12 protein-coding genes are annotated in these 15,049 nt (G+C 59.3%); 8 read left to right on the forward strand and 4 right to left on the reverse strand.

What is annotated here, in order from left to right:
• Window positions 1-5: 5 nt before the first annotated feature.
• Window positions 6-2,411 carry a DNA translocase FtsK gene (locus tag BT125_RS10825; RefSeq protein WP_072406792.1) on the reverse strand — a complete coding sequence of 802 codons (2,406 nt, stop codon included), beginning with the start codon at window positions 2,409-2,411 and terminating at the stop codon, window positions 6-8.
• A gap of 261 nt (window positions 2,412-2,672) precedes the next feature.
• On the opposite strand from BT125_RS10825, the gene trxB reads away from it, so the two are divergent.
• The 4 genes from trxB (at window position 2,673) to infA (ending at window position 5,500) form a co-directional block, all read left to right on the forward strand.
• Entirely contained in the window at window positions 2,673-3,632 is a 960-nt protein-coding gene (gene trxB, locus BT125_RS10830; protein WP_072406794.1) for a thioredoxin-disulfide reductase, read from the forward strand.
• 80 nt (window positions 3,633-3,712) lie between these two features.
• Window positions 3,713-4,393, forward strand: a complete 681-nt coding sequence (aat, locus tag BT125_RS10835; protein WP_072406796.1) for a leucyl/phenylalanyl-tRNA--protein transferase — start codon at window positions 3,713-3,715, stop codon at window positions 4,391-4,393.
• 57 nt (window positions 4,394-4,450) lie between these two features.
• The gene (locus BT125_RS10840; protein WP_072406798.1) at window positions 4,451-5,158 is read left to right on the forward strand and encodes an arginyltransferase; all 708 of its coding nucleotides are present in this window, start codon (window positions 4,451-4,453) and stop codon (window positions 5,156-5,158) included.
• Window positions 5,159-5,281: 123 nt separating this feature from the next.
• Window positions 5,282-5,500, forward strand: coding sequence for a translation initiation factor IF-1 (gene infA / locus BT125_RS10845; protein ID WP_002553999.1), 219 nt, complete (start codon window positions 5,282-5,284; stop codon window positions 5,498-5,500).
• Window positions 5,501-5,741: 241 nt separating this feature from the next.
• On the opposite strand, the gene clpA is transcribed toward infA, so the two are convergent.
• Window positions 5,742-8,012 carry an ATP-dependent Clp protease ATP-binding subunit ClpA gene (gene clpA, locus BT125_RS10855; protein WP_072406802.1) on the reverse strand — a complete coding sequence of 757 codons (2,271 nt, stop codon included), beginning with the start codon at window positions 8,010-8,012 and terminating at the stop codon, window positions 5,742-5,744.
• Window positions 8,013-8,041: 29 nt separating this feature from the next.
• Complete coding sequence (gene clpS, locus BT125_RS10860; protein ID WP_003180089.1) at window positions 8,042-8,404, reverse strand: ATP-dependent Clp protease adapter ClpS; 363 nt, start codon at window positions 8,402-8,404, stop codon at window positions 8,042-8,044.
• Window positions 8,405-8,631: 227 nt separating this feature from the next.
• Here clpS and cspD point away from each other — a divergent pair, with 227 nt between their 5' ends.
• Window positions 8,632-8,907: a cold shock domain-containing protein CspD gene (cspD, locus tag BT125_RS10865; protein ID WP_072406804.1), complete on the forward strand. Its 276-nt coding sequence runs from the start codon at window positions 8,632-8,634 to the stop codon at window positions 8,905-8,907.
• 76 nt (window positions 8,908-8,983) lie between these two features.
• Here the strand turns inward: cspD and icd are convergent, their stop codons facing one another.
• A complete protein-coding gene (gene icd / locus BT125_RS10870; protein ID WP_060741560.1) occupies window positions 8,984-10,240 on the reverse strand; it encodes an NADP-dependent isocitrate dehydrogenase in 1,257 nt (418 codons plus the stop codon).
• Between the two features lie 482 nt (window positions 10,241-10,722).
• On the opposite strand from icd, the gene BT125_RS10880 reads away from it, so the two are divergent.
• The 3 genes from BT125_RS10880 to BT125_RS10890 all read left to right on the forward strand — a co-directional run bounded on the left by BT125_RS10880 (window position 10,723) and on the right by BT125_RS10890 (window position 15,012).
• On the forward strand, window positions 10,723-12,948 hold the full coding sequence (locus BT125_RS10880) for an NADP-dependent isocitrate dehydrogenase (protein WP_072406808.1): 2,226 nt from the start codon (window positions 10,723-10,725) through the stop codon (window positions 12,946-12,948).
• A 559-nt stretch (window positions 12,949-13,507) separates the two neighbouring features.
• On the forward strand, window positions 13,508-14,389 hold the full coding sequence (locus tag BT125_RS10885; RefSeq protein WP_072406810.1) for a hypothetical protein: 882 nt from the start codon (window positions 13,508-13,510) through the stop codon (window positions 14,387-14,389).
• 176 nt (window positions 14,390-14,565) lie between these two features.
• The gene (locus BT125_RS10890) at window positions 14,566-15,012 is read left to right on the forward strand and encodes an NUDIX hydrolase (RefSeq protein ID WP_072406812.1); all 447 of its coding nucleotides are present in this window, start codon (window positions 14,566-14,568) and stop codon (window positions 15,010-15,012) included.
• Window positions 15,013-15,049: the final 37 nt, after the last annotated feature.

Raw genomic sequence — 15,049 nt, forward strand, 5'->3', positions numbered from 1 at the left:
GGTCATTAGTCGCGCATCGGGCCCGGCGCCAGTACTTCGCGCGAACCGTTGGTGTTCATGGCCGTCACCACCCCGGCCATTTCCATGGCTTCGATCATGCGGGCGGCGCGGTTGTAGCCAATCTTCAGCTTGCGCTGGACGGCGGAAATCGAGGCCCGGCGGCTCTCCAGGACGAACTGCACCGCTTCGTCATAGAGCGCATCGGTTTCAGCGTCGTCGTCACCGCCGCCACTGCTGCCCTCGAAACCGCTGCCGGCCTCTTCGACACCGTTGAGGATGTCGTCGTTGTACTCAGGGGCGCCACGCAACTTCCAGGCTTCCACCACGCGGTGCACTTCGTCATCGGAAACGAACGCACCGTGCACACGAATCGGCAAGCTGGTGCCCGGCGGCATGTAGAGCATGTCACCATGCCCCAGCAACTGCTCGGCGCCACCCTGGTCGATGATGGTCCGCGAGTCGATCTTGCTCGATACCTGGAACGCCATGCGGGTCGGGATGTTGGCCTTGATCAGGCCGGTGATCACGTCCACCGACGGCCGCTGTGTGGCGAGGATCAGGTGGATACCGGCCGCACGGGCCTTCTGGGCGATACGGGCGATCAGCTCTTCGACCTTCTTGCCGACGATCATCATCATGTCGGCGAATTCGTCCACCACCACCACGATGGTCGGCAGCTTGTGCAGCAGCGGCGCTTCGTCGTGGATGCTCTCACGGTGATACAACGGGTCGCTCAATGGCGTACCGGCCTCTTCGGCCTCCTTGACCTTGGCGTTGAAGCCCGACAGGTTGCGCACGCCCATCTTCGCCATCAGCTTGTAGCGGCGCTCCATCTCGGCGACGCTCCAGCGCAGGGCGTTGGCGGCGTCCTTCATGTCGGTGACCACCGGGCACAGCAAGTGCGGAATGCCCTCGTAGATCGACAATTCGAGCATTTTCGGGTCGATCATGATCAGCTTGGCGTCTTCCGGGCCGGACTTGAACAGAATCGACAGGATCATCGCGTTCACGCCCACCGACTTACCGGAACCGGTGGTACCGGCCACCAGCAGGTGGGGCATCTTCGCCAGGTCGGTGATGACCGGCTTGCCGCCGATGTCGTGGCCTAGGGCCAGGGTGACCGGCGACTTGTGGTTGTCATACTCAGGCGTCGACAGCACTTCGGAGAAGCGCACGATCTGCCGGTCTTCGTTGGGAATCTCGATGCCCACGGTGGTCTTGCCAGGAATCACTTCCACCACCCGCACGCTGGTCACGGCCAGGGAACGCGCCAGGTCCTTCGCCAGGTTGGCGATGCGACTGACCTTCACGCCGGCGGCCGGCTGGATTTCGTAGCGGGTAATCACCGGGCCCGGGTGGATCGAATCCACCGACACCTCGACCCCGAACTCCTTGAGCTTGATCTCCAGCAAGTGGCCGACGGCCGCCAGGGATTCGGGGGAATAATTGAGCTGTTTCTTCTCGGCCGGGTCCAGGATCGAGATCGGCGGCAAGGTGCCCTCCACGGCACTGTCGACGAACAGCGGCGCCTGTTTCTCTTTCTGCACCCGCTTGCTCTGCTCCGGCGGTTTGGCCGGGGCCATGGTGATGACCGGCGGCACCTGCTTCTCGCGCTCGGACATGTGCTTGCTCAACGCCTGCTCACGCTCGATCAGGCGTTCCTTGACCTTGGCCTGCTCACGCTTGTCCGGCACGGTCGGCGCCACCACGTCGTGGACGCGGTCGTCGACTTCCCGCAGTTGCGCCACCAGTTGCTTGCGCTCGGTGCGCGCCGCCCACCAGCGGTTCATGGCGCCGTGGATCAGTTCGATCAGGTCGAGGGTGATCTTGCCGGTCACGTCCATGACCTTGAACCAGGACAGGTCGGTGAACACCGTCAAGCCGAACAGGAACAGCGCAATGAACAGCAGCGTGCTGCCCTGGATGTTCAGGGCGTTCCTGGCCAGGTCGCCGAGGCTTTCCCCCAGCGCGCCACCCGCTCCGGCCGGCAAACCGGTGGGCGTATGGAAATGGATATGGGCCAGCGCGGCCCCCGACAACACCAGGAACACCAGGCCGATCAGGCGCCAGGAGAACAGCCAGCCGCTCCACTGCCACGGCTCGTGGCGCTGGCGGAAGATCTGGTAGGCCTTGATCGCCAGCAGCAACGGGAAAATGTAGGCGAAATAGCCCAGCACCATGAACAGGATGTCGGCGCTGTAGGAACCGGCCGGACCGCCGAAATTCTGCACGTCGTCGATCTTGCTGTTATGGCTCCAGCCCGGATCGTCCTTGCCGTAGGTCAGCAGGGCCATCATCAGGAACAGGCACAGGGCACCGATGGCGATCAATGCACCTTCCTTGAGCCGGTAGTGCAGTTGCTGGCGCCAGAGCGGAACGACTGGTTTGGGTGCTGCGGTGGATTTCTTCAAAACGCTTCTTTTCCTGCGCCAACGGCGCGTCCATCTGTTGAATGACTATAAAAAACTGCCCATGACGAGCAGGTAAAAAAGTGAATGTGCACAACCGGTACTACTTTTACCACTGTGAGGTGCATCCAGAAAACTGCAGGCGTGGCTGAAAATTTTGATCTTTAGCCCATCCTGCGTTCAAAACCCATGCATTGTACGGGTTTGTCAGCGCCAATTGGACCATGCATTCTCTTTTGTGACAAAGGCTTATGAGGTGTTTTTATGAGCGAAGCGAAGCATTCACGCCTGATCATTCTGGGTTCCGGCCCTGCAGGGTACAGCGCGGCTGTCTACGCCGCCCGCGCCAACCTCAAACCCGTTGTCATTACTGGCCTGCAGGCCGGTGGCCAGCTCACCACCACCGTGGAAGTCGATAACTGGCCCGGCGATGTCGACGGCCTGACCGGCCCGGTACTGATGGAGCGCATGCAACGGCACGCCGAGCGTTTCGACACGCAGATCGTCTACGACCATATCCACACTGCCAAGTTGCAGCAGCGCCCGTTCGAATTGATCGGCGACAGCGGGATCTACACCTGTGATGCGCTGATCATTGCCACGGGCGCCTCGGCCCAGTACCTGGGGCTACCTTCGGAAGAAAGCTTCGCCGGCAAAGGGGTTTCGGCATGTGCGACGTGCGATGGCTTTTTCTACCGCAACCAGGTGGTAGCGGTCGTCGGCGGCGGCAATACTGCAGTCGAGGAAGCCCTGTACCTGTCGAACATCGCCAGGGAAGTGCACCTGATCCACCGCCGCGACAAGCTGCGCGCCGAGAAAATCCTCCAGGACAAACTCTTCGAAAAGGCCAACAGCGGCAATATCAAGCTGCACTGGAACCAGAACCTGGATGAAGTCCTGGGCGACGCCAGCGGCGTGACCGGCGCGCGCCTGCGACACAGCGAGACCGGCGAAACCAGCACCTTGTCCCTCGCCGGGGTGTTCATTGCCATCGGCCACAAACCCAACACCGACCTGTTCCAGGGCCAATTGACGATGCGCGACGGCTACCTGCTCGTACACGGCGGCAGCGAAGGCAACGCCACCGCGACCGACATCGAAGGCGTATTCGCCGCAGGCGACGTGGCCGACCATGTCTATCGCCAGGCGATCACCTCCGCTGGCGCCGGCTGCATGGCCGCACTCGACGCGGAGAAGTATCTCGATGACATCCCTGCCGTTTGACGGTTAACCTTCCAGGCGGGTGCTCGCTGATGGGCGAGCCCCGCATCTGCCGCCCTCCCCTTCTACAAATCCGGACACCCATGCTGACCTGGTTACAACGCAACAGCCTCGAATTTCCGCCACTGGCAAAAGCCATGCGCGATCCCAACGGGTTATTGGCCGCCGGTGGCGATCTATCCGCCGACCGGCTGATCCAGGCCTACCGCCACGGCTGCTTCCCATGGTTTTCCGAGGGACAACCGATCCTGTGGTGGTCGCCGGACCCGCGCACGGTGTTGTTTCCCGACGAACTGCATATATCCCGCAGCCTGGGCAAGCTGTTGCGCAAACAGCGCTATGACGTGACGTTCGATCGGGATTTTGCCGCGGTCATCCGGGCCTGCGCGGCGCCGCGCGACTATGCCGAGGGCACCTGGATCACCGACGCCATGCAAACCGCTTATCTGGAACTGCACCGACGCGGTTTCGCCCATTCGGTGGAAGTCTGGGACCAGGGGGTGCTGGTGGGCGGCCTGTATGGCTTGGCCATGGGCCAGTTGTTTTTTGGCGAGTCCATGTTCAGCCGAGCCGACAATGCCTCGAAATTCGGCTTCGCCACCCTGGTCCAACACCTCAAGGCCGCCGGTTTCGTGCTGATCGACTGTCAGATGCCCACCGAGCACCTGCACAGCCTGGGCGCGCGATCGATCCCGCGCACCGAATTTTCCGGCTATCTAAAGGCACATCTGGACCTGCCCAACCAGGCAACATGGGTTTGCTGAGCGACATTCGCGCTCCTGGCTTACAATTAAATCCAAAGCTTATTCCGAGGGCCGATCATGACCGAGTTGGCGCGTTTGAAGTTCTATGCCACTCAGCCCCACTCTTGCAGTTATCTGCCGGAGGAGCAGGCCACGACGCTGTTCCTCGACCCTAGCCAGCCCATGGATGTGCATGTCTACGCAGACCTGTCGGAAATGGGCTTTCGGCGTAGCGGCGATCACCTCTACCGGCCCCATTGCCAGCATTGCAACGCCTGCGTCCCGGCGCGCATTCCCGTGGCGCAATTTTTGCCCAATCGCCAGCAGAAACGCATTTTCAGGCGCAACGCCGACCTTCAGGTCCGCCCGGCCAAGCCGCAGTTCACCGAGGAATACTTCGACCTGTACCAACGCTACATCGAACAACGCCATGCCGATGGCGACATGTACCCGCCCAGCCGGGATCAGTTCTCGACCTTCCTGGTGCGTGACCTGCCGTTTTCCCGCTTCTATGAGTTCCGGCTGGAGCAGCGACTGGTCGCCATCGCGGTCACGGACCTGCTGCCCAACGGTCTTTCAGCGGTGTACACCTTCTATGAGCCGCAAGAAGAACGGCGTAGCCTGGGGCGCTTTGCCATTCTCTGGCAAATCAATGAAGCCCGGCGCCTGGGACTGGAAGCGGTGTACTTGGGCTACTGGATCAAGAACTGCAAGAAAATGAACTACAAGACCCAATATCGGCCTATCGAATTGCTGATTAACCAGCGATGGGTTGTCCTGAGTTAGATCCCTTCGGCTTATAAAGCTAGAACCCCTTGGCTTGCCCCCCCTTTTTCGGGCACAATGCACGCCGCTTTTGCCTGGCGCAGTTGCACCGGGCCATTCACTGGATACCGAGGGCTTTACTGCATGTCGAAAGAAGACAGCTTCGAAATGGAAGGCACTGTCGTCGACACCCTGCCCAACACCATGTTTCGTGTGGAGTTGGAAAATGGGCACGTCGTAACCGCGCATATCTCCGGCAAGATGCGCAAGAACTACATTCGTATTCTTACCGGTGACAAAGTGCGCGTCGAGCTGACGCCCTATGACTTGAGCAAAGGGCGCATCACTTACCGCGCTCGCTAACAAGTCAATACAAGACGCCCGGCTAGATGCCGGGCGTTTTTGTTTGCCTGCGATTTGATGAGCCACCGATCTCCTGTGGGAGCGGGCTTGCTCGCGAACGCGGTGGATCAGCCTGCATCAATGCTGAATGTGCAACCGCATTCGCGAGCAAGCCCGCTCCCACAGGGTTCAACATAAGTCTGGGAACAGCAAAAAGACGCCTTTCGGCGCCTTTTGCTTTGTTGCAGTTAACGGTTAACGATCAGGCCATTTCGGCAGTGGTTTCGAAGTCGAAGGTCAGTTCGCCGTCCTTGATGTCGATGTGAACCACACCGCCATGCTCGGCCAGCTCGCCAAAGAGGATCTCCTCCGCCAGCGGACGCTTGATCTTGTCCTGGATCAAGCGAGCCATCGGCCGTGCGCCCATCGTCACATCGTAACCACCTTCGGCCAGCCAACTGCGGGCCGCATCGGTAACCTCCAGCAACACACGCTTGTCTTCGAGCTGCGCCTGAAGTTCGGTAAGGAACTTGTCCACCACGCTCTTGATGACTTCATGACTGAGGCGACCGAACTGGATAATGGTATCCAGGCGGTTGCGGAATTCAGGCGTGAAGCTCTTCTTGATCACCTCCATCGCATCGGACGAGTGGTCCTGATGGGTGAAGCCGATCGAAGCGCGAGCTGCGGTTTCGGCACCGGCGTTCGTGGTCATGATAAGGATCACGTTGCGGAAGTCCGCCTTGCGCCCGTTGTTATCGGTCAGCGTACCGTGGTCCATCACCTGCAGGAGCAGGTTGAAGACTTCCGGATGCGCCTTCTCGATCTCGTCGAGCAGCAATACGCAGTGCGGTTGCTTGGTGATGGCTTCGGTCAACAGGCCGCCCTGGTCGAAACCGACATAGCCCGGAGGCGCACCGATCAGACGCGATACGGTATGGCGCTCCATGTACTCGGACATGTCGAAGCGCACCAGCTCGATGCCCATCGCCTTGGCCAACTGCCGCGCCGCCTCGGTCTTGCCGACACCGGTAGGGCCGGCGAACAGGAACGAACCCACCGGTTTGTCCGGCGACTTGAGACCTGCGCGGGACAGTTTGATGGCGGTCGACAGCGAGTCGATGGCCGCATCCTGGCCGAACACCGTCAACTTCAGGTCACGCTCCAGGTTACGCAGCAGCTCCTTGTCGGAACTAGTGACGTGCTTGGGCGGAATACGCGCGATTTTCGCCACGATGTCCTCGACCTGAGGCACTTCGATGCGCTTGACGCGTTTCTCCACGGGCTGCAGGCGCTGGTAGGCACCCGCTTCGTCGATGACATCGATGGCCTTGTCCGGCATGTGCCGGTCGTTGATGTAGCGTGAGGCCAGTTCAGCCGCCGCCCGCAAGGCTTCATCGCTGTATTCGATGTTGTGGTGCAGCTCGAAACGCCCCTTCAGGCCGCGCAGGATGCCAATGGTGTCTTCCACCGAAGGCTCCGACACATCGACCTTCTGGAAACGCCGGGCCAGGGCACGGTCTTTCTCGAAGATCCCGCGAAATTCCTGGAACGTGGTCGAGCCGATGCAACGAATATCACCCGACGACAGCAGCGGCTTGAGCAGGTTCGACGCATCCATGACCCCGCCCGACGCCGCCCCGGCACCGATAATGGTGTGGATTTCGTCGATGAACAGGATCGCCTGCGGACGCTTTTTCAGTTCGCCGAGCAACGCCTTGAAGCGTTTCTCGAAATCGCCGCGGTATTTGGTACCGGCCAGCAAGGCGCCCAGGTCGAGGGAGTACACCACGCTGTTGGCCAGCAGGTCCGGCACCTGGTTGTCGACGATGCGCTTGGCCAGGCCTTCGGCAATCGCGGTCTTGCCCACGCCCGCCTCGCCCACCAGCAATGGGTTGTTCTTGCGACGCCGGGCCAGGATCTGGGCAACGCGCTCGACTTCCGCCTCGCGCCCGACCAGCGGATCGATCCGACCCTGGCGCGCCAGTTCGTTCAGGTTGCTGGCATAGGCATCCAATGGGTTGCCTGAAGAAGAAGACTCACCGCCCTCGTCGTCCTGCATATCCTGCTCACCCTCGGAATGATCGCCATGCCCCGGCACCTTGGAGATGCCATGGGCGATGTAGTTGACGACATCGATACGCGCAACGCTCTGCTGCTTGAGCAGGAACACCGCCTGGCTTTCCTGCTCGCTGAAGATGGCAACCAGCACGTTGGCACCGGTGACTTCACGCTTGCCCGAGCTCTGCACGTGGAAGACAGCACGCTGCAGGACACGCTGGAAGCCCAGGGTTGGCTGGGTTTCACGATCCTCGTCATGCACGGGGATCAATGGCGTGGTGGAGTCGATGAACTCCTGCAGATCATGCTTGAGTTTATCGAGGTTCGCGCCGCAGGCACGCAAAACGGTGGCGGCAGCCTCGTTATCCAATAGGGCCAGCAGCAGGTGCTCGACGGTCATGAATTCATGACGCTTCGAACGAGCCTCCTTGAAGGCAAGATTGAGGGTGACTTCGAGCTCGCGGTTTAACATAGCTTCACCTCATACCCAAGTGGTCGGCGTTAACCGTCCTTCTCGATTTCACAGAGTAGCGGATGCTGGCTTTCCCGGGCGTACTGGTTGACCTGCATGGCCTTCGTCTCGGCGATGTCGCGGGTAAACACTCCACATACTGCCCGTCCCTCTGTATGGACGGCCAGCATGACCTTGGTCGCCAGCTCCCGATTCAGGTTGAAAAACACCTCGAGCACTTCGACGACGAAATCCATCGGTGTGTAGTCATCGTTGAACAAAACCACCTTGTACATCGGTGGCGCCTGTAATGCGGGCTTTGCTTCCTGAACAGCAATGCCTGCGGAATCGTCGTCGTGTAGATCCGGGCGATCCTGATTGAATGTTAGTCGAATCTGGCTGACTGCATGCATGGAAAGAAAGGTTCGTTTAGTTGGCGAATACAGTGATGGGGGCGCTTGTGGGCGATTTCAACCACGACCACCGGAGCCACCTTGACTATCGGGAAAACGGTGTTACAACCAATAGAGCCCATCGTGGGTTAAAAAGGTCCGTGGAATCTATCCTGTTAACAAGATTAGCCTGCGGATGGACTGGATGATACTCCAGTGATGGAGTGCGTTGCAGAGGGAAATGGGTTATGTCGGTCGTCAAGATGAAGGGTAAGGTGAAATGGTTCAATAATGCCAAGGGTTACGGTTTCATTCTTGCGGACGGCAAGGATATGGGAGATCTGTTCGCCCATTTTTCGGCGATCGAGATGGACGGCTACAAGACCCTGAAGGCCGGACAACCGGTAACATTCAACGTCATCCAGGGACCCAAGGGCCTGCACGCGGTCAATATCAAGGTTGTCCTCGCCGAAGATGCGCCCGCCCCTGTCAATGTCGTTGTCAGGGTCACCGAGACCCATTGACCGGTCCCCACCCACCTGAATGAAAATGCCCGGCTCGATCACTCGAGCCGGGCATTTGCGCTGAGCGCCGATTCGCTTACATGTGCGAGATCAGGGCATCACCGAAGCCCGAGGACGATACCAGCTTGGCGCCCTCCATCAGGCGTTCGAAGTCATAGGTCACCGTCTTGGCCGAAATCGCGCCGTTGGTGCCCTTGATGATCAGGTCGGCCGCTTCGGTCCAACCCATGTGGCGCAGCATCATTTCCGCCGACAGGATCAGCGAGCCCGGGTTGACCTGGTCCTTGCCAGCGTACTTGGGCGCGGTACCGTGGGTGGCTTCGAACATCGCCACGGTGTCGGACAGGTTGGCGCCCGGCGCGATACCGATACCGCCCACTTCCGCCGCCAGGGCGTCGGACAGATAGTCACCGTTGAGGTTCAGGGTGGCGATCACGTCGTACTCGGCCGGACGCAACAGGATCTGCTGCAACATCGCATCGGCGATGGCGTCCTTGACGATGACGTTCTTCCCGGTCCGCGGATTCTTGAACTGCATCCACGGCCCGCCGTCGAGCAGGGTCGCGCCGAACTCTTCGGCCGCCACTTCGTAGGCCCATTCCTTGAAGGCACCTTCGGTGAACTTCATGATGTTGCCTTTATGCACGATGGTCAGCGAATCGCGGTCGTTGTCGACCACATATTGCAGAGCCTTGCGAGCCAGGCGCTTGGTGCCCTGCTTGGAAACCGGCTTGACGCCAATGCCGCAATCCTCGTCGAAACGGATCTTGGTCACGCCCATCTCTTCTTTCAGGAACTTGATGACCTTGGTCGCTTCAGGCGAACCGGCCTTCCACTCGATACCGGCGTAGATGTCCTCGGAGTTCTCGCGGAAGATCGTCATGTCCACGTCGCCAGGCTTCTTGACCGGGCTTGGCACACCTTCGAACCAGCGCACCGGACGCAGGCAGACATACAGGTCGAGCTGCTGACGCAGCGCTACGTTCAACGAACGGATACCGCCACCGACCGGCGTGGTCAGCGGGCCCTTGATGGAAACCACGTAGTCCTTGACCGCATCCAGGGTTTCCTGGGGCAGCCAGGTGTCCTGGTCGTAAACCTGGGTAGCTTTCTCACCGGCATAGACTTCCATCCAGGAAATCTTGCGCTTGCCGCCGTAGGCCTTCTGAACCGCAGCGTCCACAACCTTGATCATGACCGGACTGATATCGACGCCAATGCCGTCGCCTTCGATGAAGGGGATGATCGGGTTGTCGGGAACATTAAGAGAATGGTCTGCATTGACGGTGATTTTGTCACCGACGGCTGGAACCTGAATCTTTTGATACCCCATGCTGAACTCCATTGCTTGGATTGAACATCTGGCTGCATTCGAGCGTACCCCAGTTGAATCGGCGCGCAAACCCTACGTTAGGCCCATCAACGGCAAAGCGTCGCACTTGGCGGAGTACAACCCTGAAAACCAAGGGAAAAACGCCAAACATGAGCATAGTCCGCCCCAAGGGTACTGCGACGTTTAGACCAATGGACGTGTACGGAAGTCTATGAACCATCGGCAGATCGCCAGCTACCTATGTATAATGCCGCCGCTGACCACAGGGTCACGACGGCTGACGGCTCTATCACAGGACTTTCCGCCAATTTAAAAGCCGGACCGTTACCGCGGCCCAACCGCTTGACGCTCGACTGATGCACCCAACATCACCGCGAAGAAACCTCGACATTCGGTTCACGGATGACTTTGAACGAACGCGCTTACCCGGCGCCCCTCGAGTTTCTGCGCATGCTTTAGCAAAGAAGAGAGTTAATCCGAATATGCCCACCCGCTCGAAGATCATCTATACCTTCACCGACGAAGCGCCTGCCCTCGCCACCTATTCGCTGCTGCCGATCGTCGAAGCCTTTACCGCTTCGGCCGATATCGCCGTGGAAACCCGCGATATCTCCCTCGCAGGGCGCATCCTGGCCAGCTTCCCCGAGCAACTGGGTGACAAAGCCGTAGCCGACCACCTCGCCGAACTGGGCGACCTGGCCGTTACGCCTGAAGCCAACATCATCAAGCTGCCGAACATCAGCGCCTCGGTGCCGCAACTGCAGGCCGCGATCAAGGAATTGCAGGCCCAGGGCTACGCACTGCCGGACTACCCGGAAACCGTGACCACCGACGCCGAGAAAGACGCTCGCGCCCGTTACGACAAGGTCAAGGGCAGTGCCGTGAACCCGGTCCTGCGCGAAGGCAACTCCGACCGCCGCGCACCGCCGTCGGTCAAGAACTACGCGCGCAAGCACCCGCACAAGATGGGCGCCTGGGCCGCGGACTCCAAGTCCCACGTAGCCCACATGAGCACCGGCGATTTCTACGGCAGCGAAAAAGCCGCCCTGATCGACGCCGCCGGCAGTGTGAAAATCGAGCTGATCGCCCAGGACGGCACTGCCACTGTCCTGAAGGAAAAAACCACCGTACAAGCTGGTGAGATCCTCGACTGCGCCGTGATGAGCAAAAACGCCCTGCGCGACTTCATCGCCGCTGAAATCGAAGACGCCAAGCAAAAAGGCGTGCTGCTGTCGGTTCACCTCAAGGCCACCATGATGAAGGTCTCCGACCCGATCATGTTCGGCCAGATCGTTGCCGAGTTCTATAAAGACGCCCTGGCCAAGCACGCACAAGTGCTGGAGCAGATCGGCTTCAACCTGAACAACGGCATCGGCGACCTGTACGCCCGCATCAAGGCCCTGCCGGCCGAGCAACAGGCGCAGATCGAAGCCGACATCCAGGCGGTCTACGCGGCGCGCCCATCCCTGGCGATGGTCAACTCCGACAAAGGCATCACCAACCTGCACGTGCCGAGCGACGTGATCGTCGACGCCTCGATGCCGGCCATGATCCGTGACTCCGGCAAGATGTGGGGCACCGATGGCCAGTTGCACGACACCAAGGCCGTGATCCCGGATCGCTGCTACGCCACCATCTACCAGGCGGTGATCGAAGACTGCAAGCAACACGGCGCCTTCGACCCGACCACCATGGGCAGCGTGCCGAACGTCGGCCTGATGGCCAAGAAAGCCGAAGAGTACGGCTCCCACGACAAGACCTTCCAGATCAAGGCCAACGGCGTGGTCCGCGTTTCGGACAACACCGGTCGCACCTTGCTGGAGCAGAACGTCGAAGCCGGTGACATCTTCCGCATGTGCCAGACCAAGGACGCGCCGATCCAGGATTGGGTCAAACTGGCCGTCAACCGCGCCCGCGCCAGCAGCACCCCGGCGATCTTCTGGCTGGACCCGATGCGCGCCCACGACGGCGTAGTCATCGAGAAAGTCCAGACCTACCTGAAGGACCACGACACCAGCGGCCTGGACATTCGCATCATGTCGCCTGTCGACGCGATGAAGTTCACCCTGGGCCGTACCCGCGAAGGCAAGGACACCATCTCGGTGACCGGCAACGTGCTGCGTGACTACCTGACCGACCTGTTTCCGATCATGGAACTGGGCACCAGCGCCAAGATGCTGTCGATCGTGCCGCTGATGAACGGCGGTGGCCTGTTCGAAACCGGCGCTGGCGGCTCGGCCCCCAAGCACGTCCAGCAGCTGCTGGAAGAGAACTTCCTGCGCTGGGATTCCCTGGGCGAGTTCCTGGCCCTGGCTGCATCCCTCGAGCACCTGGGCGTGACCTACAACAACCCGAAAGCCCTGGTGCTGGCCAAGACCCTGGACCAGGCTACCGGTGAGTTCCTGGACCGCAACAAGTCGCCTTCGCGCAAAGTCGGCGGCATCGACAACCGTGGCAGCCACTTCTACCTGACCCTGTTCTGGGCCCAGGCGCTGGCCGCTCAAAACGACGACGCGGCCCTCAAGGCTCAGTTCGCTTCCCTGGCCAAGACGCTGACCGACAACGAAGAAAAAATCGTTGCCGAACTCAACGCTGTCCAAGGCAAGCCCGTGGAGATCGGCGGTTACTACTTCGCCAACCCGGAGCTGACCAGCAAGGCCATGCGCCCGAGCAACACCTTCAACACGGCGATTGCTGCGCTGGTGTAAGGTTGTAAGGGAACACCACAAACCCCGGCCTAGTGCCGGGGTTTGTGTTTCCAGACATACCAAGCCCTCCTGTGGGAGCCGAGCTTGCTCGCGATGACGGCTGCATGCTCAACCGCGATGCAAGCATGCCTACCGCTATCGCGAGCAAGCTCAGCTCCCACACGAGCACAGGCGCTCTCCAACCTCTCTTGACCCACCCCATTGGCTGCCCAGGCTGACCTTGACAGTACAATCAGACAGCCTAGCCTTAAAAGCATCGTTCTAAGTACGCCCTCTTCACTGAAGGCGCATGAAGTAAAGCATGAGCGCCGAAAGCCACGGCTTGATCCAAGCACACCCTTTCAGCGTTTATGGATGCGAGATGTCTCGGCAAGAGAACGAGAGAGCGTCAAATCGGGCAGCATTCTGAACTGCCTACAGCTGTATCGACCTCAAGTGGAGCGAAACCGGGTTGCTCGAATCGCCTGCGTAGCGATAGCAATCCTTCCTGGTTTGAGTTTTTAACGAACGACACGCTAAAAACTCATTACCTGATTCGCATCCGTTGAGGAAGCACACCATGAAAAACAATGCGCAAATAACCCTACCCGCCCAAAGGCACTTCTCTATTGGTAACTGGAGCTTTCTGGAGCTGACAGTTTCCCCAACCCTCTATAAAAGAGACCATGACAATGAGCCCTTTGCCTATTATGAAGTGAGCAAGATCAGCTCTACGGGTGGAAGATACTCTACCGATGTTCGTACCAATGACTATGGCCAGCGATACAGCTACGCCACTGCCTCCCATGAATTACTGTTTAAAAGCGCATCCGCCGAATACCGATTCAATGCGACCAAGTTTGGAAATCAGGTCACCTATTCCACCAACTCACCGGACGCCTCCGTCGAAGCGTTCTATTTCATATTCGATGATTTTGTCCGCATGATCGAACTTACAATGCGCGAGCCCGGAGAACCCGCCGAGGGCAAGAGGCATGAGGCCGACAGGGAGTGCGAGGCTCAGATCAACGGCCAGACCATTCAATGCTCTTCAGCCGACCCTGTGCATCCCGCCCCCCCAAAAAAGGTGTCGCAAATCGTTTTCGCAGACACGGATAAATTTTCTTTTTTATCCAACGTCAATCTCTATTTTTCGGGCTGCGATGTATACCTGGAAGAGTCCCCAGGAAAAGTAAAAAGAGTTGATCGTCACGGCGAGGGCAATCCAAGTGCGGCCACCAACTACTACCTTACACCGGACAAGGGCTATCCCCCTGGAATCACAAGCCTGACTATAAAAGACGGGTTTTCGGAAACGACGGCTATCGTTGAGTTCGATCACGACACGCGCAATAAACAGGTCACCATGACAATTAAATCCTTTACCAGCAGACTGTGCGATATCCGAGCATTCACCTACAACGAACACCACTTTCCCAATGCGATATGCATTGCCCTTTAAGGACGTCCAAACCTTGCACGGGCCAGCATCGCTGACCAGGGAAACATGAGCATAGGCATGGACATTTGCTCGGGACGGCGATTGGTCATTCATTTAATATCGACTGACCCACCGCTATCGCGAGCAAGCTCGCTTCCACGGTGGCCCATATTCCCTACGAGAAATAAAGGAACCCCATGGACTGGCAACCCCACATCACCGTCGCCACCATCGTCGAGGACAACGGCCGCTTCCTGATGGTGGAAGAATCCAAGGGCGGGCGCGCAGTGCTCAACCAGCCCGCCGGGCACCTGGACCCGGACGAAACACTGATCGAAGCCGCCGTGCGCGAAACCCTGGAAGAAACCGGCTGGGACGTCGAGCCCACCGGTGTGGTAGGCATTTACCTGTACACCGCCCCCAGCAACGGCGTGACCTACCAGCGCGTCTGTTTCGCCGCCAAGGCCTTGCAACACCACCCCGAGTATCAATTGGACGACGGCATCCTCGGCGCCAAATGGCTGACCCGCGACGAATTGCTCCAGCGGCGCGAGCACTGGCGCAGCGAGCTGATCATCCGTTGCATCGACGATTATCTGGCCGGCCATTGCCACAGTCTGACGCTGATCCGTCCTTCTCTTTAGCCTTGCGCGCCCGGGCCTGATAGAATCGCGTCCTTTT

The sequence above is a fragment of the Pseudomonas sp. NFACC04-2 genome (assembly GCF_900119265.1).
Taxonomy (GTDB): Bacteria; Pseudomonadota; Gammaproteobacteria; order Pseudomonadales; family Pseudomonadaceae; genus Aquipseudomonas; species Aquipseudomonas fluorescens_AA.